Annotated in this window: 15 protein-coding genes; 14 read left to right on the top strand and 1 reads right to left on the bottom strand. The window is 70.7% G+C overall.

Going from position 1 to position 20,430, the window contains the following annotated elements; genetic code table 11:
• Positions 1 to 43: 43 nt before the first annotated feature.
• The 14 genes from ACIGQF_RS11220 to ACIGQF_RS11155 all read left to right on the top strand — a co-directional run bounded on the left by ACIGQF_RS11220 (position 44) and on the right by ACIGQF_RS11155 (position 16,579).
• Positions 44 to 2,272, top strand: coding sequence for a penicillin-binding transpeptidase domain-containing protein (locus ACIGQF_RS11220; RefSeq protein WP_399708118.1), 2,229 nt, complete (start codon positions 44 to 46; stop codon positions 2,270 to 2,272).
• A gap of 11 nt (positions 2,273 to 2,283) precedes the next feature.
• Positions 2,284 to 4,032, top strand: coding sequence for a UDP-N-acetylmuramoyl-L-alanyl-D-glutamate--2,6-diaminopimelate ligase (locus ACIGQF_RS11215; protein WP_399708116.1), 1,749 nt, complete (start codon positions 2,284 to 2,286; stop codon positions 4,030 to 4,032).
• Between the two features lie 62 nt (positions 4,033 to 4,094).
• Complete coding sequence (gene murF / locus ACIGQF_RS11210) at positions 4,095 to 5,516, top strand: UDP-N-acetylmuramoyl-tripeptide--D-alanyl-D-alanine ligase (RefSeq protein ID WP_399708114.1); 1,422 nt, start codon at positions 4,095 to 4,097, stop codon at positions 5,514 to 5,516.
• Positions 5,517 to 5,521: 5 nt separating this feature from the next.
• Positions 5,522 to 6,586: a phospho-N-acetylmuramoyl-pentapeptide-transferase gene (gene mraY / locus ACIGQF_RS11205; RefSeq protein ID WP_030616760.1), complete on the top strand. Its 1,065-nt coding sequence runs from the start codon at positions 5,522 to 5,524 to the stop codon at positions 6,584 to 6,586.
• Positions 6,583 to 7,998 (top strand): UDP-N-acetylmuramoyl-L-alanine--D-glutamate ligase, encoded by a 1,416-nt coding sequence (gene murD, locus ACIGQF_RS11200; RefSeq protein ID WP_399708112.1) that lies wholly within the window; start codon positions 6,583 to 6,585, stop codon positions 7,996 to 7,998. Before mraY ends, murD begins: the two co-directional genes overlap by 4 nt.
• Positions 7,999 to 8,060: 62 nt before the next feature.
• Positions 8,061 to 9,353 carry a putative lipid II flippase FtsW gene (gene ftsW / locus ACIGQF_RS11195; protein ID WP_399708110.1) on the top strand — a complete coding sequence of 431 codons (1,293 nt, stop codon included), beginning with the start codon at positions 8,061 to 8,063 and terminating at the stop codon, positions 9,351 to 9,353.
• Positions 9,354 to 9,359: 6 nt separating this feature from the next.
• Positions 9,360 to 10,451 carry an undecaprenyldiphospho-muramoylpentapeptide beta-N-acetylglucosaminyltransferase gene (murG, locus tag ACIGQF_RS11190; RefSeq protein WP_399708108.1) on the top strand — a complete coding sequence of 364 codons (1,092 nt, stop codon included), beginning with the start codon at positions 9,360 to 9,362 and terminating at the stop codon, positions 10,449 to 10,451.
• 22 nt (positions 10,452 to 10,473) lie between these two features.
• Complete coding sequence (locus ACIGQF_RS11185; RefSeq protein WP_399708106.1) at positions 10,474 to 11,325, top strand: cell division protein FtsQ/DivIB; 852 nt, start codon at positions 10,474 to 10,476, stop codon at positions 11,323 to 11,325.
• A gap of 275 nt (positions 11,326 to 11,600) precedes the next feature.
• The gene (gene ftsZ, locus ACIGQF_RS11180) at positions 11,601 to 12,821 is read left to right on the top strand and encodes a cell division protein FtsZ (RefSeq protein ID WP_399708104.1); all 1,221 of its coding nucleotides are present in this window, start codon (positions 11,601 to 11,603) and stop codon (positions 12,819 to 12,821) included.
• A gap of 14 nt (positions 12,822 to 12,835) precedes the next feature.
• Positions 12,836 to 13,585 carry a peptidoglycan editing factor PgeF gene (gene pgeF / locus ACIGQF_RS11175; protein ID WP_399708102.1) on the top strand — a complete coding sequence of 250 codons (750 nt, stop codon included), beginning with the start codon at positions 12,836 to 12,838 and terminating at the stop codon, positions 13,583 to 13,585.
• A 3-nt stretch (positions 13,586 to 13,588) separates the two neighbouring features.
• Positions 13,589 to 14,308 carry a YggS family pyridoxal phosphate-dependent enzyme gene (locus tag ACIGQF_RS11170; RefSeq protein WP_399708100.1) on the top strand — a complete coding sequence of 240 codons (720 nt, stop codon included), beginning with the start codon at positions 13,589 to 13,591 and terminating at the stop codon, positions 14,306 to 14,308.
• 124 nt (positions 14,309 to 14,432) lie between these two features.
• Positions 14,433 to 15,053 carry a cell division protein SepF gene (locus ACIGQF_RS11165; RefSeq protein WP_399708098.1) on the top strand — a complete coding sequence of 207 codons (621 nt, stop codon included), beginning with the start codon at positions 14,433 to 14,435 and terminating at the stop codon, positions 15,051 to 15,053.
• Between the two features lie 61 nt (positions 15,054 to 15,114).
• A complete protein-coding gene (locus ACIGQF_RS11160; protein ID WP_223734728.1) occupies positions 15,115 to 15,411 on the top strand; it encodes a YggT family protein in 297 nt (98 codons plus the stop codon).
• A 49-nt stretch (positions 15,412 to 15,460) separates the two neighbouring features.
• Complete coding sequence (locus ACIGQF_RS11155; RefSeq protein ID WP_361560668.1) at positions 15,461 to 16,579, top strand: DivIVA domain-containing protein; 1,119 nt, start codon at positions 15,461 to 15,463, stop codon at positions 16,577 to 16,579.
• 322 nt (positions 16,580 to 16,901) lie between these two features.
• Here the strand turns inward: ACIGQF_RS11155 and ileS are convergent, their stop codons facing one another.
• Entirely contained in the window at positions 16,902 to 20,054 is a 3,153-nt protein-coding gene (ileS, locus tag ACIGQF_RS11150) for an isoleucine--tRNA ligase (protein ID WP_399708095.1), read from the bottom strand.
• Between the last annotated feature and the right edge of the window lie 376 nt (positions 20,055 to 20,430).

Below are 20,430 nucleotides of genomic sequence, written 5' to 3'. Positions count from 1 at the left end.
TGGACGCATCGCTCGCAGACCGGACGGAGACGGAGGGGGAGCAGTGAGCGAACCGAGGGACCCCAGGGACCCCGAGAACCGGCGCGAGCAGCGCGCCCGCCGCGGCCCGGCCCGCCCCGCCGACGCCGGCCCGCGCCGCGTCCCGCGCCCCGCACAGGGCACGGCGGGCCGTGGCGCGTCCGGCCGGTCCGGCGGACGCTCCGCAGACGGCCGTGCGGCCGCTGAAGGCCGTGGCGTCCCCCGTCCGGCCGACCGGCGCCCGGCCGCCGCCAAGCGCCCCTCGGACGCCCGGCGCGAACCGAAGCGCGCCCCGTCCGCGGCCCGTTCCGCCGACGGCCGCCCCGCCCCGCAGAAGCGGCCCGCCGCGCAGCAGCGCCCCGCCGCCAAGAAGCGCCCCGCGACGCCGCGGCCGCCCCGCCCCCGAAACGGGGCGCCGGCCGCCATCCGCCTCGGCAGCCCCCGGCCGCGGCTCCGGCTGGTGGCCGTCGCGCTCACGCTGGTCATGCTGGTCTTCGCGGTACGGCTGTTCCAGGTGCAGGCGGTGAACGCCGACACGTACGCGGCCAAGGCCAACGTCAACCGGTACGTGCCGGTCACCCTCGCCGCCGAGCGCGGCGCGATCACCGACCGGGACGGCGTGGACCTGGCCACGAGCGTGGACGCGTACGACATCACCGCGGACCCCAGCCTGCTGGCGCCCGACAAGATCAAGATCGATGACGCGCCGCAGAAGGCCGCCGCGCTGCTCGCGCCGATCCTCGGCGAGCCCCAGAAGGAACTGGCCGAAAAGCTCTCCAAGTCCCGCTCCCGTTACGTCCTGCTCGCGCACCGCCGGAGCCCCCAGGTCTGGAAGCAGATCAAGGACCTGCGGAACGCGCTGGACGTCAAGGCGCAGGCCGCGCCCAAGAGCCGGCCGCGGCCCAACGTCCTGCTCGGGATCTTCGCCGACGAGCACAGCAAGCGGGTCTACCCGAACAAGGAGCTGGCCTCCGGAGTGCTGGGGTTCATGAACTCCGACGGCAAGGGCGCGGGCGGCCTGGAGGCCATGCTGGACAAGAAGCTGGCGGGCAAGGACGGCAAGCTCGTGTACGCCCAGTCCGGCGGCCGGCGGGTGCCGACGGCCGACACCCAGGAGCACCCCGCGGTGCCCGGTTCGGACGTCGAACTGACCCTGAACCGGGACATCCAGTGGGCCGCGCAGCAGGCCATCACCGAGCAGGTCGAGAAGTCCAAGGCCGACCGCGGCTACGTCGTCGTGCAGGACACGAAGACCGGCGAGCTCCTGGCGCTGGCCAACGCCCCCGCGTTCGACCCGAACGACATCTCCCGCTCGGACGCCGACGCGCTCGGCAACGCCGCCCTGAGCGATGCTTTCGAGCCAGGTTCGACCAGCAAGCTGATGTCGCTCGCGGCCGTACTGGAGGAGGGCGCCGCGACCCCCTCCACGCACGTCACCGTCCCGAACCGGCTGCACCGCGGCGACCGGCTCTTCGCCGACGACATCGACCACCCGACCTGGCACCTCACGCTCAACGGCGTGCTCGCCAAATCCAGCAACATCGGCACCATCCTGTCCGTCGAACAGCTGGGCAAGACCCAGCGCGAGGCCAATCAGGTGCTCCACTCCTACCTGCGGAAGTTCGGCATCGGACAGCCGACCGGGCTGGGCTTCCCCGGCGAGACCGCGGGCATCCTGGCGAAGCCGCAGGACTGGAGCACCTCGCAGCAGTACACGATCCCCTTCGGGCAGGGCCTCTCGCTCAACGCCGTGCAGGCCGCCTCCGTGTACTCCACCATCGCCAACGGCGGCGAGCGGATCGCGCCCTCGCTCGTCCGCGGCACGAAGGGCCCCGACGGCCGGTACGTCGCCGGGCCCAAGCCGGAGAAGACCCGCGTGGTGAGCCCGAAGACCGCGAAGACGCTCGCCCGGATGCTCGAATCGGTGGTCGACGACCAGGAGGGCACCGGCACCGCCGCGAAGATCCCCGGCTACCGGGTCGGCGGCAAGACCGGCACCTCCAACCGGGTGGATCCGAAGACCGGCCGGTACCACGGGTACACGGCCTCCTTCGCCGGCTTCGCGCCCGCCGACAAGCCCCGCATCACCGTCTACTGCGCCGTACAGAATCCGACCAGGGGCAGCTACTTCGGCGGCCAGGTCTGCGGCCCGATCTACAAGCAGGTCATGCAGTTCGCGCTGAAGACGCTCCAGGTGCCGCCGACCGGTGCCGAGGCGCCGCGGCTGCCGGTCGCCTTCAAGCCGGGCGGATGAGGTGATTCGTGATGACCATCACTCCGGACGTGGGGAACCGCCCACGACCGCGTCCCTCACTTCGCCCCGAGGCCCATGGGCCCGGTACGCTCACCGCCGTGTCACATGCTGATCAGTCCCCCAATGCCCAGCAGGACGGCCCCGGCAAACACCCCGGCCCGCCCCGCCCCGAGCGCGTCCGCCCGATCCCGCTGGCGGACCTGGCACACCAGCTGGGCACGGCCGTGCCGGCGGCGGAGGCCGCGGTCACCGGCATCACGCACGATTCCCGCGCGGTACGCCCCGGTGACATCTACGCGGCGCTGCCGGGCGCCCGCCTCCATGGTGCCGACTTCGCCGCGCAGGCCCGTGAGCTGGGCGCCGCCGCGATCCTGACCGACCCCGCCGGCACCGAACGGGCCGCCGCGACGGGCCTGCCGGTCCTCACGGTCGACAACCCGCGGGCCCGGATGGGCGCGCTGGCCGTGTCGATCTACGGCGACCCGGGTGCCGAGCTGCTGCAGATCGGCATCACGGGCACCTCGGGCAAGACCACCACCGCGTACCTGATCGACGGCGGCCTGCGGGCCGCGGCCGTGAAGGCCAGTCAGGAGGAGCAGCGCGAAGCGCTTCCGCTGGAGGGCGGTGGCGGGCGACGGGTGGGCCTGACGGGCCTGATCGGCACGGTCGAGTCCCGGATCGGCGACGAGCGGCTGAAGTCCGAGCGGACCACGCCCGAAGCCACCGATCTGCAGGCGCTCTTCGCGGTGATGCGCGAGCGCGGCGTCAAGTCGGTCGCCATGGAGGTCTCCAGCCACGCACTCGTGCTGGGCCGGGTCGACGGCTGCGTGTTCGACGTGGCGGTCTTCAACAACCTCAGCCCGGAACACATGGACTTCCACACGGGCATGGAGGACTACTTCCAGGCCAAGGCGCAGCTGTTCACCAAGGCCCGCTCCCGGGCCGGCGTGGTGAACTTCGACGACGAGTTCGGGCGCCGGCTCATCGAGGGCGAGTCCGAGGTGCCGGTCACCTCGTTCTCCGCCGAGGGCCACCCGGACGCCCACTGGCGTGCCGACGACGTCGAGGTCGGCACGCTGGGTTCGACGTTCACCGTGCACGGCCCGGACGGCGTGACCGTGCAGGCCGCCTCGCCGATCGCCGGTCCGTTCAACGTCGCCAACGCGCTGGCCGCGATCGTGGCGCTCGTGGCGGCCGGCGTGGACCCGCAGACCGCCGCCGACGGCGTGGCCGCCGTACCGGGCGTCCCCGGCCGCCTGGAGCGGGTGGACGCGGGCCAGGACTACCTCGCGGTGGTCGACTACGCGCACAAGACGGACGCTGTCGAATCGGTCCTGCGCGCGCTGCGCAAGGTCACCGAGGGCAAGATCCACGCGGTGCTGGGCTGCGGCGGCGACCGCGACCGCACCAAGCGCATGCCGATGGGCGCCGCCGTCGCCCGCCTCGCCGACACCGCCGTCCTCACCAGCGACAACCCACGCGGCGAGGACCCCCTCGCGATCCTCGCCACCATGCTCGCGGGCGCCGCCGACGTGCCGTCCCACGAGCGCGGCACGGTACTGGTCGAGGAGGACCGGGCCGCCGCCATCGCCGCCGCGGTCGCCCGCGCGGAGCCCGGCGACACCGTCATCGTCGCCGGCAAGGGCCACGAGCAGGGCCAGGACATCGCCGGAGTGGTACGCACCTTCGACGACCGCCAGGTACTGCGCGAGGCCATCGAGAGCTCACTGAAATCGCAGCACCACGATCACCAGGGATGACACACCGCCATGCGCGCACAACCCCCATCTCGCCATCTCCTGCCCCCGGCCGGAGGTGACCTGTGATCTCCCTGTCCCTCGCCGAGGTCGCCGGCATCGTCGGCGGGCGGCCGCACGACATACCGGATGACTCGGTCGTGGTCACCGGACCCGCCGTGCTCGACTCGCGGGCCGTGACCGACGGCGCGCTGTTCGCCGCGTTCGCCGGCGAGCGGGTCGACGGGCACGACTTCGCGGCCCAGGCCATCGAGGCCGGCGCGGCGGTCGTCCTGGCCGCCCGCCCCGTCGGCGTGCCCGCGATCGTCGTGGACGACGTCGTGGCGGCGCTCGGCGCGCTGGCCCGGGAGGTCGTCCGGCGGCTGGGCGTGGACGTCGTCGCGCTCACCGGGTCGGCGGGCAAGACCAGCACCAAGGACCTCATCGCGCAGCTGCTGCAGCGCAGCGGCCCGACGGTGTGGCCCGAGGGCAACCTCAACAACGAGATCGGCCTGCCGCTGACCGCGCTCCGCGCCGAGCAGGGCACCCGGCACCTCGTCCTGGAGATGGGTGCCCGCGGAGTCGGCCACATCCGTTACCTCACCGAGCTGACCCCGCCGCGTATCGGGCTGGTCCTGAACGTGGGCAGTGCGCACATCGGCGAGTTCGGCGGCCGCGAGAAGATCGCCGAGGCCAAGGGCGAGCTGGTCGAGTCGCTGCCCGACGCGAGCGAGGGCGGCATCGCGATCCTCAACGCCGACGACTCGTACGTACGTGCGATGGAGTCGCGCACCAAGGCCCGTGTGGTCTTCTTCGGCGAGTCCCCCGAAGCCGACATCCGTGCCGAGAACGTCCGGCTCACCGACGACGGTCGCCCCGCCTTCACGCTTCGCACACCCTCCGGGTGCAGCGACGTGACCCTGCGGCTGTACGGTGAGCACCACGTGTCGAACGCGCTCGCCGCGGCCGCCGTCGCCCATGAGTCGGGCATGCCCGCTGACGAGATCGCGTCCGCGCTCTCCGAGGCAGGCACGCTCTCCCGCTGGCGCATGGAGGTCACCGAGCGCGCGGACGGCGTGACGGTCGTCAACGACGCCTACAACGCGAACCCCGAGTCCACCCGGGCTGCGCTGCGCGCACTCGTGGCGATGGGCAAGGGGCGGCGTACGTGGGCGGTGCTCGGTCAGATGGCCGAGCTCGGCGAGGACGCACTCGCCGAGCACGACGCTGTCGGACGGCTCGCCGTCCGGCTCAACGTCAGCAAGCTCGTGGCAGTAGGGGGCCGGGAAGCCGCCTGGCTGCGAATGGGCGCTTATAACGAGGGTTCGTGGGGTGAGGAGTCGGTGCACGTGTCCGACGCGCGGGCGGCGGTCGACCTGCTGCGCAGTGAACTGCAGCCGGGAGACGTGGTGCTGGTGAAGGCGTCCAGGTCGGAGGGGCTGGAGCGGGTCGCGTCCGCATTGCTGGACGAAGGCAACGCTGCTGAGGGCGGGGCCGTCGCCCGATGAACACGATGAAGCAGATCCTCTTCTCCGGAATGATCGGGCTCTTCCTGACCCTGATCGGCACCCCCCTGCTGATCAAGCTGCTGGCCCGGAAGGGCTACGGGCAGTTCATCCGCGACGACGGACCGCGGGACCACCACAGCAAGCGCGGTACCCCCACCATGGGTGGTATCGCCTTCATCCTCGCCACGATCATCGCGTACGCGCTGACCAAGGTGATCACGAGCAGCGACCCCACCTTCTCCGGTGTGCTGGTGCTGTTCCTGATGGCCGGCATGGGTCTGGTGGGCTTCCTCGACGACTACATCAAGATCGTCAAGCAGCGGTCGCTCGGTCTGCGGGCCAAGGCCAAGATGGCGGGCCAGCTGATCGTCGGCATCGCCTTCGCAGTGCTGTCCCTGCAGTTCGCGGACCTGCGCGGACAGACCCCGGCCTCGGACCGGCTCTCCTTCACCCAGGACTTCGGCTGGCAGATCGGCCCCGTGATCTTCGTGATCTGGGCGCTGTTCATGATCCTGGCGATGTCCAACGGCGTGAACCTCACCGACGGCCTCGACGGCCTGGCCACCGGCGCCTCGGTGATGGTCTTCGGCGCGTACACCTTCATCGGCATCTGGCAGTACCAGGAGTCCTGCGCCAACCAGATCACCGCGGGCCCCGGCTGCTACGAGGTACGCGACCCGCTGGACCTCGCGGTCGTGGCCTCGGCCCTGATGGGCGCCTGCTTCGGCTTCCTGTGGTGGAACACCTCGCCGGCGAAGATCTTCATGGGTGACACCGGCTCGCTCGCCCTCGGCGGCGCGCTCGCCGGCCTGGCGATCTGCTCCCGTACGGAGCTGCTGCTGGCCATCCTCGGCGGCCTCTTCGTCCTGATCACCATGTCGGTGGTCATCCAGGTCGGCTCCTTCCGGCTCACCGGCAAGCGGGTCTTCCGGATGGCGCCACTCCAGCACCACTTCGAACTGAAGGGGTGGTCCGAAGTCCTTGTCGTGGTCCGGTTCTGGATCATCCAGGGCATGTGCGTGATCGTCGGCCTCGGCATCTTCTACGGCGGCTGGCAGGCGGCCAAGTGACCGGCGAGGAATTCACCGGACAGCGCATTACCGTTGCCGGTCTGGGCGTGAGCGGCATCAGCGCCGCGCGCGCCCTGGCCGGGCTCGGCGCCCACGTCACCGTCGTGGACGGCGGCGACGGCGAGAAGCAGCGGGCCACCGCGGCCGAGCTGCGGACCGCCGGGATCGAGGTCCGGCTCGGCGACGGCGAGACGCTGCCCGAGGGCACCGACCTCGTCGTCACCTCCCCGGGCTGGAAGCCCACCAGCCCGCTCTTCGCGGCCGCCGCCGAGGCGGGCGTGGACGTCATCGGGGACGTGGAGGTCGCCTGGCGGCTGCGCGGCCCCGACAGCGCCCCCTGGCTCGCCGTCACGGGCACCAACGGCAAGACGACCACCACGCAGATGCTGGCGTCGATCCTGGCCGCCGAGGGGCTGCGCACCGCGGCCGTCGGCAACATCGGGACGCCCATCGTCGACGTGGTGCTCGAAGGCGAGTACGACGTGCTCGCCGTCGAGCTCTCCAGCTACCAGCTGCACTGGGCGCCCTCGCTGCGCGCCCACTCCGCGGCCGTGCTGAACCTCGCCCCCGACCACCTCGACTGGCACGGCTCCATGGAGGCGTACGCCGCCGACAAGGGCCGGATCTACGAGGGCAACACCGTCGCCTGCGTCTACAACGTCGCGGACAAGGCCACCGAGGACCTGGTCCGGGAGGCCGACGTCGAGGAGGGCTGCCGGGCGATCGGCTTCACCCTCGGCACCCCCGGTCCCGGCCAGGTCGGCGTCGTCGAGGGCATCCTCGTCGACCGCGCGTTCGTCGAGAACCGGCAGAAGCAGGCCCAGGAGCTGGCCGAGGTCACCGATGTGAACCCGCCGGCGCCGCACAACATCGCCAACGCGCTCGCCGCCGCGGCGCTCGCACGCGCGTTCGGCGTCCAGCCTGCTTCCGTACGCGACGGCCTGCGCAACTTCCACCCCGACGCGCACCGCATCCAGCATGTCGCGGACGTCGACGGCGTTTCTTACGTGGACGACTCCAAGGCCACCAACACCCACGCCACCGAGGCTTCGTTGGCCGCCTACGAGCACATCGTGTGGATCGCCGGCGGGCTCGCCAAGGGCGCGACCTTCGACGAGCTGGTCCAGAAGTCGGCGGAGCGGCTCCGCGGCGCCGTCCTCATCGGCCGGGACCGTGCGCTGATCGCCGAAGCGCTGGCGCGACACGCCCCGGATGTGCCCGTCGTCGACCTCGACCGGACCGACACTGGGGCGATGTCCGAGGCGGTACGGGAGGCCCAGCGGCTGGCCCGGCCGGGCGACACGGTCCTGCTGGCACCGGCCTGCGCCTCGATGGACATGTACCTGAACTACAACAAGCGGGGCGACGCCTTCGCCGAAGCGGTCAGCGGCCTGGCCGCGCGGGACCGGTAGGGCCGGGCGTCCCCGCCCGCGTCGTGGACGCGCGGCGCTGCGCAACTGTGGAGGGGACGAGGATGACGGCCCTACCGGGCAAGCCGAGGCCCGTCGGTCCGGCCGGGCCGCCGGCCTTCTACACGCGCCTGAAGCGGGCCTGGGACCGGCCGCTGACGGCGTACTACATCGTCCTCGGCGGCAGTCTGCTGATCACGGTGCTCGGCCTGGTCATGGTCTACTCCGCCTCGCAGATCAAGGCCCTGCAGTCCGGGCTCGCCCCGGCCTACTTCTTCCGTAAGCAGCTGCTGGCGGCGGTGCTGGGCGGCGGGCTGATGGTGGTGGCGACCAAGCTGCCCGTCCGCGCGCACCGCGCCCTGGCGTACCCGCTGCTGGCCGGCTCCGTGTTCCTGATGTGCCTGGTCCAGGTGCCGGGGATAGGCGTCGCGGTCAACGGCAACCAGAACTGGATCTCGCTGGGCGGCCCCTTCCAGCTCCAGCCCAGCGAGTTCGGCAAGCTGGCCCTGGTCCTGTGGGGCGCCGACCTGCTCGCCCGCAAGCAGGAGCGGCGGCTGCTGACGCAGTGGAAGCATCTGCTCGTCCCGCTGATTCCGGCCGCTTTCCTGCTTCTCGGGCTCATCATGCTCGGCGGCGACATGGGCACCGCGATCATTCTCACGGCAATTCTTTTCGGCCTGCTGTGGCTCGCGGGGGCGCCCACCCGGCTCTTCGTCGGCGTGCTGGCAGCGGCCGGAGCCATCGGGGCGCTGCTCATCAAGACCAGCGCCAACCGGATGTCCCGGCTCGCGTGCATCGGCGCGACCGACCCGGGCCCCGGCGACCAGTGCTGGCAGGCCGTGCACGGGATATACGCTCTCGCGTCCGGCGGATTCTTCGGATCCGGTCTCGGCGCGAGTATGGAAAAATGGGGTGAACTCCCTGAACCGCACACCGACTTCATCTTCGCCATCACCGGGGAGGAACTGGGACTGGCGGGGACGCTGTCGGTGCTCGCCCTGTTCGCGGCTCTAGGCTATGCGGGTATCCGCGTGGCCGGACGCACGGAGGATCCCTTCGTACGGTACGCCGCGGGTGGCGTGACCACCTGGATCACGGCCCAGGCCGTGGTCAACATCGGTGCGGTGCTCGGCCTGCTGCCGATCGCCGGTGTCCCGCTCCCGCTGTTCTCCTACGGAGGCTCCGCCCTGCTGCCGACAATGTTCGCCGTCGGACTTCTGATCGCCTTCGCGCGTGACGAGCCCGCGGCGCGGGCGGCGCTGGCCATGCGGCAGCCGGTATTCGCGAGAATGCCGGCTGGGGTGAGACGGAAGACGATGAGACGGCGCGTCAAGAAGCGGCCGTCCGGAGAGCGGTGAATTTCGGTGCATGTCGTACTCGCCGGTGGGGGGACCGCCGGCCACATCGAGCCCGCGCTCGCCCTCGCGGACGCCCTGCGGAGGCAGGACCCGACCGTGGGGATCACGGCACTGGGCACGGAGCGCGGACTTGAGACCCGGCTGGTACCGGAACGCGGTTACGAACTGGGGCTGATCCCGGCCGTTCCGCTGCCGCGCAAGCCCACCCCCGAGCTGATCACCGTCCCCGGGCGGCTGCGCGGCACCATCAAGGCCGCCGAGCAGATCCTGGAGCGCACGAAGGCGGACTGCGTCGTCGGCTTCGGCGGTTACGTGGCGCTGCCCGGCTACCTGGCCGCCAAGCGGCTCGGCGTGCCGATCGTCGTGCACGAGGCCAATGCACGGCCGGGCCTGGCCAACAAGATCGGCTCGCGGTACGCCAAGTTCGTCGCCGTCAGCACCCCGGACAGCAAGCTGCGGGACGCCCGTTACGTCGGCATCCCGCTGCGCCGCACGATCGCGACGCTGGACCGGGCCGCGGTCCGCCCCGAGGCGCGTGCCGCCTTCGGCCTGGACCCGAACCTCCCCACGCTGCTGGTCTCCGGCGGCTCGCAGGGCGCCCGCCGGCTGAACGAGGTCATCCAGGCCGCCGTGCCCGCCTTCCAGCGCGCCGGCATCCAGGTGCTGCACGCGGTCGGTCCGAAGAACGAACTGCCGCAGGTCGACAACATGCCCGGGATGCCGTCGTACGTCCCGGTACCGTACGTGGACCGGATGGACCTCGCGTACGCCGCGGCCGACATGATGCTCTGCCGCGCGGGCGCGATGACCGTCGCCGAGCTGTCCGCCGTCGGGCTGCCCGCCGCGTACGTCCCGCTGCCCATCGGCAACGGTGAGCAGCGGCTGAACGCCCAGCCGGTGGTCAACGCCGGCGGCGGCCTGCTGGTCGACGACGCGCAGCTGTCCCCCGAGTGGGTGCAGGGCAACGTCCTGCCGGTGCTCTCGGACCCGCACCGGCTGTACGAGATGTCCCGCGCGGCCGCCGAATTCGGCCGCAGAGACGCCGACGAACTGCTCGTCGGCATGGTCTACGAAGCGATCGCCTCCCGCCGCGGCTGAGGCGGCCGGAAGGAGAGGGAGCGTGGCCGGACCGACGACCAGTCGCCGTAGTGAGCAGCAGCGGCACGTGCCGGCCGGCCCGCCCGACTCCTCCGAAGAGGTGGACGAGCGGCACGGCTCCCGGTTCCGGCGGCTGCGGCTGCCGCGGCCGGGGGCGGGCCGTTCCGGCCGTCCCCGCCGCCGCACCCTCATCGCGGGCACGGTCCTTATAGCGCTGCTGGGCGGCTTTGGTACCTGGGCGCTGTACGGCTCGGACTGGCTCCGGGCCGAGCATGTGCAGGTGCACGGGACCGATGTCCTGACGGAGCGTGAGGTGCGGGCCGCGGCCGAGGTGCCCCTGGGCGCGCCCCTCGCCTCCGTGGACACGGACGGCATCACCGCGAGGCTGGGTGACCGGCTCCGCCGAATCAAGTCGGTCGATGTGGCGCGCTCCTGGCCGGACACGGTCTCCCTGACCGTGACGGAGCGGCAGCCCGTTCTGCTCGTCCAAAAGGGCGGAAAATTCATTGAAGTGGACGACCGAGGCGTACGGTTCGCCACGGTCGGTACCGCGCCCCGCGATGTACCCCGGCTGGAAATGGACGCGGCGGATTCGCCGAGCCTGCGCCGTTTCGGTATCCCTGCACTGAACCGCGCGGCGGTGAAGGTCGCCACCGCGCTTCCCGATACCGTCAGCAAGGACGTGCGCGTCATCCGCGTACGTTCGTACGACTCGATCACCCTGGAGCTGACCGGCGGACGCCGGGTCGAGTGGGGCAGCGAGGAACGCGGCACAGAAAAGGCCAAGGTACTCGTCGCGCTGCTGAAAGCGGCGCGTGATGCGCGCCACTTCGATGTGAGCGTCCCCAGTGCGCCCGCCGCGTCCGGTAGTTGACGTACGTACGCGCAGGCCAGCACCCTGGATGGCTACCACTAAGGGTGATCACATAGGGTGAAAAGAAAAACGGGAGGTTCGGCGTGTTCGTTGAACGTGCGCCGCTTGTCGACTTAGTGTCTCGTTCCAAAGAACCCAGGGAACACAGGCACTGGTAACCCTAAACTTCAACGTTAGGGTTCGGGTCGGCAATACGGACCGTCCCATCGGCATCAGTCGTTGCCCGCAGCACAAGTGAGGCACCGACACGTAACTCGAGGCGAGAGGCCTTCGACGTGGCAGCACCGCAGAACTACCTCGCAGTCATCAAGGTCGTCGGCATCGGCGGCGGTGGCGTGAACGCCATCAACCGGATGATCGAGGTCGGGCTCAAGGGCGTCGAGTTCATCGCGATCAACACCGATGCGCAGGCGTTGCTGATGAGCGACGCCGACGTCAAGCTCGACGTCGGCCGTGAGATGACGCGTGGCCTCGGCGCCGGCGCCAACCCGGACGTGGGCCGCAAGGCGGCCGAAGACCACCGCGAGGAGATCGAGGAGGTCCTCAAGGGGGCCGACATGGTCTTCGTGACCGCGGGCGAGGGCGGCGGCACCGGTACGGGCGGCGCGCCCGTGGTCGCCAACATCGCGCGCTCCCTGGGCGCCCTGACGATCGGTGTGGTCACCCGGCCGTTCACCTTCGAGGGCCGCCGTCGCGCCAACCAGGCCGAGGACGGCATCGCGCAGCTGCGCGAAGAGGTCGACACGCTCATCGTCATCCCGAACGACCGGCTGCTGTCCATCTCGGACCGCCAGGTGAGCGTTCTTGACGCGTTCAAGTCCGCCGACCAGGTGCTGCTGTCCGGTGTCCAGGGCATCACCGACCTGATCACCACCCCGGGCCTGATCAACCTCGACTTCGCCGACGTGAAGTCCGTGATGTCCGAGGCCGGCTCGGCTCTCATGGGCATCGGCTCCGCGCGCGGCGACGACCGTGCGGTGGCCGCGGCCGAGATGGCGATCTCCTCGCCGCTGCTGGAGGCGTCCATCGACGGCGCCCGTGGCGTGCTGCTGTCCATCTCCGGCGGCTCCGATCTCGGCCTCTTCGAGATCAACGAGGCGGCCCAGCTGGTCAGCGAGGCGGCACACCCGGAAGCCAACATCATCTTCGGTGCCGTCATCGACGACGCGCTGGGCGACGAGGTCCGCGTGACGGTCATCGCCGCGGGCTTCGACGGCGGTCAGCCGCCGGCCCGCCGCGAGAACGTGATCAGCTCCTCCTCCGGCAAGCGCGAGGAGCCGGCCGCCCCGGCGAGCCGTCCGGCCGCGCCCCCGGAGCCCCGCCCGGCCTTCGGCGGTCTCGGCTCCGTCCCGGTGCGCGACGAGGAGCCGGCCCCGGCCGAGCCCGCGCCGGTCAGCGAGGCCCCGGCGCCCCCGGTCACCCCGCAGGTCCCCCCGGCCCGTCCGTACACGGACACCACGGCCGAGGAGCTGGACGTCCCGGACTTCCTGAAGTAGCCGAAGACCCAGCAGTGATAGGACAGCAGCACTCTGTGCTGACGGACGACGCGAGCGGCGCGCACTTCGCCTTCACCGACCGGTGGGGCGGGGTGAGCGCCGCTCCGTATGCCGAGCTCAACCTCGGCGGCGCCGTGGGCGACGACCCGCAGGCGGTACGGACCAATCGTGAGCTGACGGCGAAGGCCCTGGGGCTGGATCCGGCCGATGTGGTCTGGATGAACCAGGTGCACGGGCGCGACGTGGCAGTCGTGGACGGACCGTGGCGGGACGCGGCCGACGTGCCCTGTGTGGACGCGGTCGTGACGGCCCGTCGGGGCCTCGCCCTCGCGGTCCTCACCGCCGACTGCACCCCCGTCCTCCTCGCCGACCTGGTCGCCGGGGTGGTGGGAGCCGCGCACGCCGGACGCCCCGGCCTGGTCGCCGGCGTCGTTCCGGCCACCGTCGAGGCGATGACCGCTCTGGGCGCCGATCCCGCGCGGATCACCGCCCGTACCGGCCCCGCTGTCTGCGGCGGCTGCTACGAAGTGCCCGAGGCGATGCGCGCCGACGTGGCCGCCGCGGTGCCCGAGGCGTACGCGACCACCACGTGGGGGACCCCCGCGGTCGACGTGGGGGCCGGGGTGGCCGCCCAACTCGCCCGGTGCGGTGTGCGGATGCGTGAACATTCCCACATCTGCACGCTGGAGTCGGCGGATCATTTCTCCTATCGGCGCGACCGCACCACGGGGCGGCTCGCGAGCTATGTATGGCTGGACGGCTGAGCTGTGACGGACCGTAGAACGGAACTGGCCGAGAACCTGGCCCGGGTGGAGGACCGTATCTCCGCCGCTTGTGCCGAAGCCGGTCGTAATCGTGACGATGTCACCCTGATTGTGGTCACAAAGACATACCCGGCCAGCGATGTCCGTATCCTTTCGGAATTGGGCATCCGGCACGTCGCGGAGAACCGGGACCAGGACGCTGCACCCAAGGCAGAGGCCTGCTCCGATTTGCCCCTTACTTGGCATTTCGTCGGTCAATTGCAGACAAATAAGGTCCGGTCTGTAGCTGGTTATGCGGATATCGTGCAGTCCGTGGACCGGGCCAAGCTCGTCACCGCGCTCTCCAAGGAAGCGGTGCGCTCCGGACGTGAGCTGGAGTGCCTGATCCAGGTGGCGCTCGACGCCGAGTCGGACGCGCGCGGCGACCGTGGCGGCGTGGGTCCGGGCGGGGTCGCGGCGCTGGCCGACGCGGTGGCGGCGGCCGAGGGGCTGCGGCTGGGGGGCCTGATGACGGTCGCCCCGCTGGCCGGGCCGTTCGCGGGCCGCCAACGTGCGGCTTTCGACCGGCTGATGGAAATCTCATCCGGCCTGCGCGCGAGTCATCCTGCTGCGAAAATGGTCTCAGCGGGAATGAGTTCGGATCTCGAGGACGCGGTGGCCGCCGGTGCGACACATGTACGCGTCGGCACTGCGGTACTCGGAGTCCGACCACGGCTCGGGTAACGTCGCGAAGCAAGTCGGACCACAGCACAAAATATGGTCATTACCGTCAAAAGGCGGGCAGGCCGAGTGGATCCAAGGCGACCGGTGACGGAGCCGATCCACCACAGAGCGGAGGACGCAGAGAATGGCCGGCGCGATGCGCAAGATGGCGGTCTACCTCGGCCTCGTGGAGGACGATGGGTACGACGGCCGGGGCTTCGACCCCGACGACGACTTCGAGCCCGAACTCGACCCGGAGCCCGAGCCCGAGAGGCGGCAGCAGCACCAGCCGCCCACCGAGGCACGCCCCGAACGGGATGAATCGGTACGAGTCGTCCAGCCGCCGGCGCAGCGCGAGTCCCCGCCGCCGGCCACGGAAAACGGACGACCCGCCCGAATCGCCCCCGTGGCGTCCATCACACCCGAACGCCCGAACCTGGAGAAGAACGCACCGGTGATCATGCCCAAGGTTGTGTCCGAGCGGGAGCCCTACCGCATCACTACGCTGCACCCCCGGACCTACAACGAGGCCCGTACCATCGGGGAACACTTCCGTGAGGGCACTCCGGTGATCATGAATCTGACGGAGATGGACGACACGGACGCGAAGCGACTTGTCGACTTTGCGGCCGGGTTGGTGTTTGGTTTGCACGGCAGCATCGAGCGGGTGACACAGAAGGTGTTCCTGCTGTCTCCTGCTAACGTCGATGTCACGGCGGAGGACAAGGCCCGTATCGCAGAGGGCGGGTTCTTCAACCAGAGCTGAGACGCAACACCGGGCACACCGGCCGTAGGGCCACACAGGCAAGGGGAGAGGGAAGCGCGAGATGGGCATCGCACTGCAGGTGATCTATATCGCGCTGTACTGCTTCCTCGTTGTGCTGATCTTCCGGCTGGTGATGGACTATGTCTTCCAGTTCGCCCGTTCATGGCAACCCGGCAAGGCGATGGTGGTCGTACTGGAGGCCACTTACACTGTTACCGATCCGCCACTCAAGCTTCTGCGGCGAGTCATACCGCCGCTGCGTCTCGGGGGCGTGGCGCTCGATCTGTCCTTCTTCGTACTGATGATCATCGTCTACATCCTGATCACCGTCGTGAGCAACGTCGTGAGCAAGTTGTGAACGATACGGTCTTGCCGATTGCCGACGACTACGTTGAGGTGAAGAAGAGATGCCGTTGACCCCCGAGGACGTGCGGAACAAGCAGTTCACGACCGTCCGCCTCCGAGAAGGCTATGACGAGGACGAGGTCGATGCCTTCCTCGATGAGGTCGAAGCAGAACTGACCCGTCTGCTCCGGGAGAACGAGGACCTGCGCGCCAAGCTGGCCGCGGCGACCCGTGCTGCCGCGCAGAACCAGCAGCAGCAGGGGATGCGCAAGCAGCAGCAGGAACAGGACGGCCCGCCGCAGCAGCAGCAGCGGCCCGGTGCCCCTGTGCCCGCTGCCATATCCGGTCCGCAGCCGGTCCCGCCCGGTCAGCAGCAGGGGATGGGCGGACCGCCCCAGCTGCCCGGCGGTGCACCGCAGCTGCCCGCAGGTCCCGGTGGCCACGGCCCCGGTCCGCAGGGTCCGCACGGCGGTCAGATGGGCCCCGGCGGTCCCATGGGTGGCCCGATGGGCGGCCCCGGCGGTGGCCCGCAGCTGCCGCAGCCGGGCCAGGGTGGCCCCGGTGGTGACAGCGCCGCTCGCGTGCTGTCGCTGGCGCAGCAGACCGCCGACCAGGCGATCGCGGAGGCCCGTTCCGAGGCCAACAAGATCGTCGGTGAGGCGCGCAGCCGCGCCGAGGGCCTGGAGCGGGACGCCCGCGCCAAGGCCGACGCGCTGGAGCGGGACGCGCAGGAGAAGCACCGCGTCGCGATGGGCTCCCTGGAGTCCGCCCGCGCCACGCTGGAGCGCAAGGTCGAGGACCTGCGCGGCTTCGAGCGCGAGTACCGCACGCGTCTGAAGTCGTACCTGGAGAGCCAGCTGCGTCAGCTGGAGAACCAGTCCGACGACTCGCTCGCCCCGCCGCGGACCCCGGCTGCCGCTTCGCTGCCGGCGTCCCCGTCGATGGCGTCGGCCGGTGCCGGCTCCATGGGCGGCGGCTCCAGCCACACCATGGGCGGCAACCAGTCCATGGGCGGTCACGGCGGCTCCAACGGCAGCAACGCCCCGTCGTACGGCAGCCAGCAGCAGATGTCGCCGGCCATGACGCAGCCGATGGCGCCGGTGCGGCCGCAGGGCCAGCAGCAGATGCAGCAGGCGCCCTCGCCGATGCGTGGGTTCCTCATCGACGAGGACGACAACTAGGCGCTGTCGCGCCGGGTGTCCGACACAGGACGGTCGGTGCGGCGGGCATAGTCGGCAATCAGGGCCGGGCCCCCGGGGTTTTCCCCGGGGGCCCGGCCCTTTCGCCGTTCGGTGTCAGCCGACGTTTTTCGCCTTCGGCGTGGGCCGATGCTCGTCGTGGGCGGGACGGTCCACGGCGGAGCGCGGCGCCGTTGGAGTTGCTCGCGCAGTTCCCCGCGCCCCTTACGGGGCGCCTGATCCACCACGGTCGACAGCGAGGAACAGGTACACCGAGGCCCCCGGTTCGCTCGAACCGGGGGCCTCGGTGTTTCGTACGTACGGGTTATGCCTTGCGGAGGCGGAACGTCAGGGACAGTGCCTCGTCCGTGAACGGCTCGCCGTAGGCGTCGTCCGCGTCACCCGGCGCGAAGTCGACGGCCAGCACCTCGTCGGAGATCAGGGCCGTGTGGTCGGCCAGGGCCGTACGGACCTCCTCGTCCTCCGAGCGCCAGCGCAGCGCGATCCGGTCCGCGACGTCCAGGCCGCTGTTCTTGCGGGCCTCCTGGATCAGGCGGATGGCGTCCCGGGCCAGGCCCGCGCGGCGCAGCTCCGGGGTGATCTCCAGGTCCAGGGCGACCGTGGCGCCGGAGTCGGACGCCACCGACCAGCCCTCGCGCGGGGTTTCGGTGATGATGACCTCGTCCGGCGCCAGGGTGACCGTCTCGCCGTCGACCTCGACCGAGGCCGTGCCCTCGCGGAGGGCCGTCGACAGGGCGGCGGCGTCCGCGTTCGCGATGGCCTTGGCGACCGCCTGGACGCCCTTGCCGAACCGCTTGCCCAGGGCGCGGAAGTTGGCCTTGGCCGTCGTGTCGACCAGCGAGCCGCCCACCTCGGAGAGCGACGCCAGGGAGGTGACGTTCAGCTCCTCGGTGATCTGGGCGCGCAGGTCGTCGGAGAGCGTCTCGAAGCCGGACGCGGCGACCAGGGCGCGGGACAGCGGCTGCCGGGTCTTCACACCGGACTCGGCACGGGTGGCGCGGCCCAGCTCGACCAGCCGGCGGACCAGGACCATCTGCGCGGAGAGCGTCGGGTCGATCGCGGAGGCGTCCGCCACCGGCCAGCTCGACAGGTGCACGGAGTCCGGCGCGTCCGGGGTGACCGGCACGACCAGGTCCTGCCAGACCCGCTCGGTGATGAACGGGGTGAGCGGTGCCATCAGGCGGGTGACCGTCTCGACGACCTCGTGCAGGGTGCGCAGCGCGGCCGCGTCGCCCTGCCAGAAGCGGCGGCGCGAGCGGCGCACGTACCAGTTGGAGAGGTCGTCGACGAAGGCGGACAGCAGCTTGCCGGCGCGCTGGGTGTCGTACGCCTCCAGCGCCTCCGTGACGCCCTCGACCAGCGAGTTCAATTCGCCGAGCAGCCAGCGGTCCAGGATCGGGCGGTCCGCGGGGGCCGGGTCGGACGCGGTGGGCGCCCAGCCGGTCGTACGGGCGTACAGCGCCTGGAAGGCGACGGTGTTCCAGTACGTCAGGAGCGTCTTACGGACGACCTCCTGGATCGTGCCGTGACCGACCCGGCGCGCGGCCCACGGGGAGCCGCCGGCGGCCATGAACCACCGGACCGCGTCCGCGCCGTGCTGGTCCATCAGCGGGATCGGCTGGAGGATGTTGCCCAGGTGCTTGGACATCTTCCGGCCGTCCTCGGCCAGGATGTGGCCCAGGCAGACGACGTTCTCGTAGGACGACTTGTCGAAGACGAGCGTGCCGACGGCCATCAGCGTGTAGAACCAGCCGCGGGTCTGGTCGATGGCCTCGGAGATGAACTGCGCCGGGTACCGCTGCTCGAAGATCTCCTTGTTGCGGTACGGGTAGCCCCACTGCGCGAAGGGCATCGAACCCGAGTCGTACCAGGCGTCGATGACCTCGGGGACGCGGGTCGCGGTGGCCGTGGTGCCCGCCGCCGCGCACTCCGGGCAGTCGAAGGTCACGTCGTCGATGTACGGGCGGTGCGGGTCCAGGCCGGTCTGGTCGGTGCCGGTCAGCTCCGACAGCTCGGCGAGCGAGCCGACGACGGTGAGGTGGTCCTCCTCGCAGCGCCAGATGGGCAGCGGGGTGCCCCAATAGCGGTTCCGGGAGAGCGCCCAGTCGATGTTGTTGTTCAGCCAGTCGCCGAAGCGGCCGTGCTTGACCGACTCCGGGTACCAGTTGGTCTTCTCGTTCTCCCGCAGCAGGGCGTCCTTGACCGCGGTCGTGCGGATGTACCAGGACGGCTGGGCGTAGTACAGCAGCGCGGTGTGGCAGCGCCAGCAGTGCGGGTAGCTGTGCTCGTAGGCGACGTGCCGGAAGAGCAGGCCGCGCGCGTCGAGGTCGGCGACCAGCGCCTCGTCGGCCTTCTTGAAGAACTGCCCGCCGACCAGGGCGAGGTCCTCCTCGAAGGTGCCGTCGGGACGGACCGGATTGACCACCGGGAGACCGTAGCCCTTGCAGGTCTTGAGGTCGTCCTCACCGAAGGCGGGCGCCTGGTGGACCAGCCCCGTGCCGTCCTCGGTGGTGACGTACTCGGCGTTGACGACGAAGTTGGCGCCTTCGAGCTCGACCAGGCCGAACGGGCGCTCGTATGCCCAGCGCTCCATCTCGCGGCCGGTGAAGGTCTGCCCCGTGGTCGTCCAGCCCTCGCCCAGCGCCTTCTCGACGAGCTGCTCGGCGACGACCAGCTTCTCGTTGCCGTCGGTGGCGACGACGTAGGTGACGTCGGGGTGCGCGGCGACCGCGGTGTTGGAGACCAGCGTCCACGGCGTGGTCGTCCAGATCAGCAGCGCCGCCTCGCCGGCCAGCGGGCCGGAGGTGAGGGGCAGGCGGACGTAGACCGAGGGGTCGACGACCGTTTCGTACCCCTGGGCCAGCTCGTGGTCCGAGAGGCCCGTGCCGCAGCGGGGGCACCAGGGGGCGACGCGGTGGTCCTGGACCAGCAGGCCCTTGTTGAAGATCTCCTTCAGCGACCACCACACCGACTCGATGTACTCGGGGTTCATCGTGCGGTACGCGTCGTCGAGGTCGACCCAGTAGCCCATCCGGGTGGTCAGCTCGGCGAAGGCGTCGGTGTGGCGGGTCACCGACTCGCGGCACTTGGCGTTGAACTCGGCGATGCCGTACGCCTCGATGTCCTTCTTGCCGTTGAAGCCCAGCTCCTTCTCCACGGCGAGCTCCACGGGCAGGCCGTGGCAGTCCCAGCCGGCCTTCCGGCCGACGTGGTAGCCCTGCATGGTGCGGAAGCGAGGGAAGACGTCCTTGAAGACGCGGGCCTCGATGTGGTGCGCGCCCGGCATGCCGTTCGCCGTGGGCGGGCCCTCGTAGAACACCCACTCCGGGCGCCCCTCGGACTGGTCGAGAGTGCGCGCGAAGACCTTCTGCTCCTGCCAGAAGTCGAGCACGGCATGCTCAAGGGCTGGCAGGTCCACCTGCGCGGGCACCTGGTTGTACTGGGGTGTGGAACTCATCGGGGGCTTCCTCCGGCGGACACCGCTTGCGTTCTCCGACCGGAGGGACGAGAGCCGGCTGCTCCCGCGGTACCACCCTCCTTGGCCGAGGCGTAACTCCTCGGCCCCCTCATTGGGGTCGCGATGCCGGGTCTACTGGCACCCAGGGGTCCTGGGGCGTTCTTCCGGCGGCTCCGGGGTGATCTTCACGTCGCGCACACCCCCGGGCTCCCACCGTCCCCGGGTCGCTCTTGGCTGCGTGCGGCGCTACTCGTCCCATCCACGCTTTTCGCTCTGGCCAGTGTACGGGGCGCGCGCCGCGGCGGCCGACCGCTTTTCCCGCTGCGCCGACCGAGGTACCGGCGCCGGGAACCTTGACCCGAATGCCGATACGCAA

It is taken from the genome of Streptomyces sp. NPDC053560, from assembly GCF_044544605.1.
Lineage (GTDB): Bacteria > Actinomycetota > Actinomycetes > Streptomycetales > Streptomycetaceae > Streptomyces.
Note: the sequence above shows the minus strand (reverse complement) of the source record. Positions and strands in the feature narration are given on the sequence as shown.

Excerpts from the sequence above, each read along its gene's own strand:
- ACIGQF_RS11215 (WP_399708116.1), top strand. The coding sequence starts at position 2,284 with ATGACCATCACTCCGGACGTGGGGAACCGCCCACGACCGCGTCCCTCA.
- mraY (WP_030616760.1), top strand. The coding sequence starts at position 5,522 with ATGAAGCAGATCCTCTTCTCCGGAATGATCGGGCTCTTCCTGACCCTG.
- ftsW (WP_399708110.1), top strand. The coding sequence starts at position 8,061 with ATGACGGCCCTACCGGGCAAGCCGAGGCCCGTCGGTCCGGCCGGGCCG.
- ACIGQF_RS11165 (WP_399708098.1), top strand. The coding sequence starts at position 14,433 with ATGGCCGGCGCGATGCGCAAGATGGCGGTCTACCTCGGCCTCGTGGAG.
- ACIGQF_RS11160 (WP_223734728.1), top strand. The coding sequence starts at position 15,115 with ATGGGCATCGCACTGCAGGTGATCTATATCGCGCTGTACTGCTTCCTC.
- ACIGQF_RS11155 (WP_361560668.1), top strand. The coding sequence starts at position 15,461 with ATGCCGTTGACCCCCGAGGACGTGCGGAACAAGCAGTTCACGACCGTC.
- ileS (WP_399708095.1), bottom strand. The coding sequence starts at position 20,054 with ATGAGTTCCACACCCCAGTACAACCAGGTGCCCGCGCAGGTGGACCTG.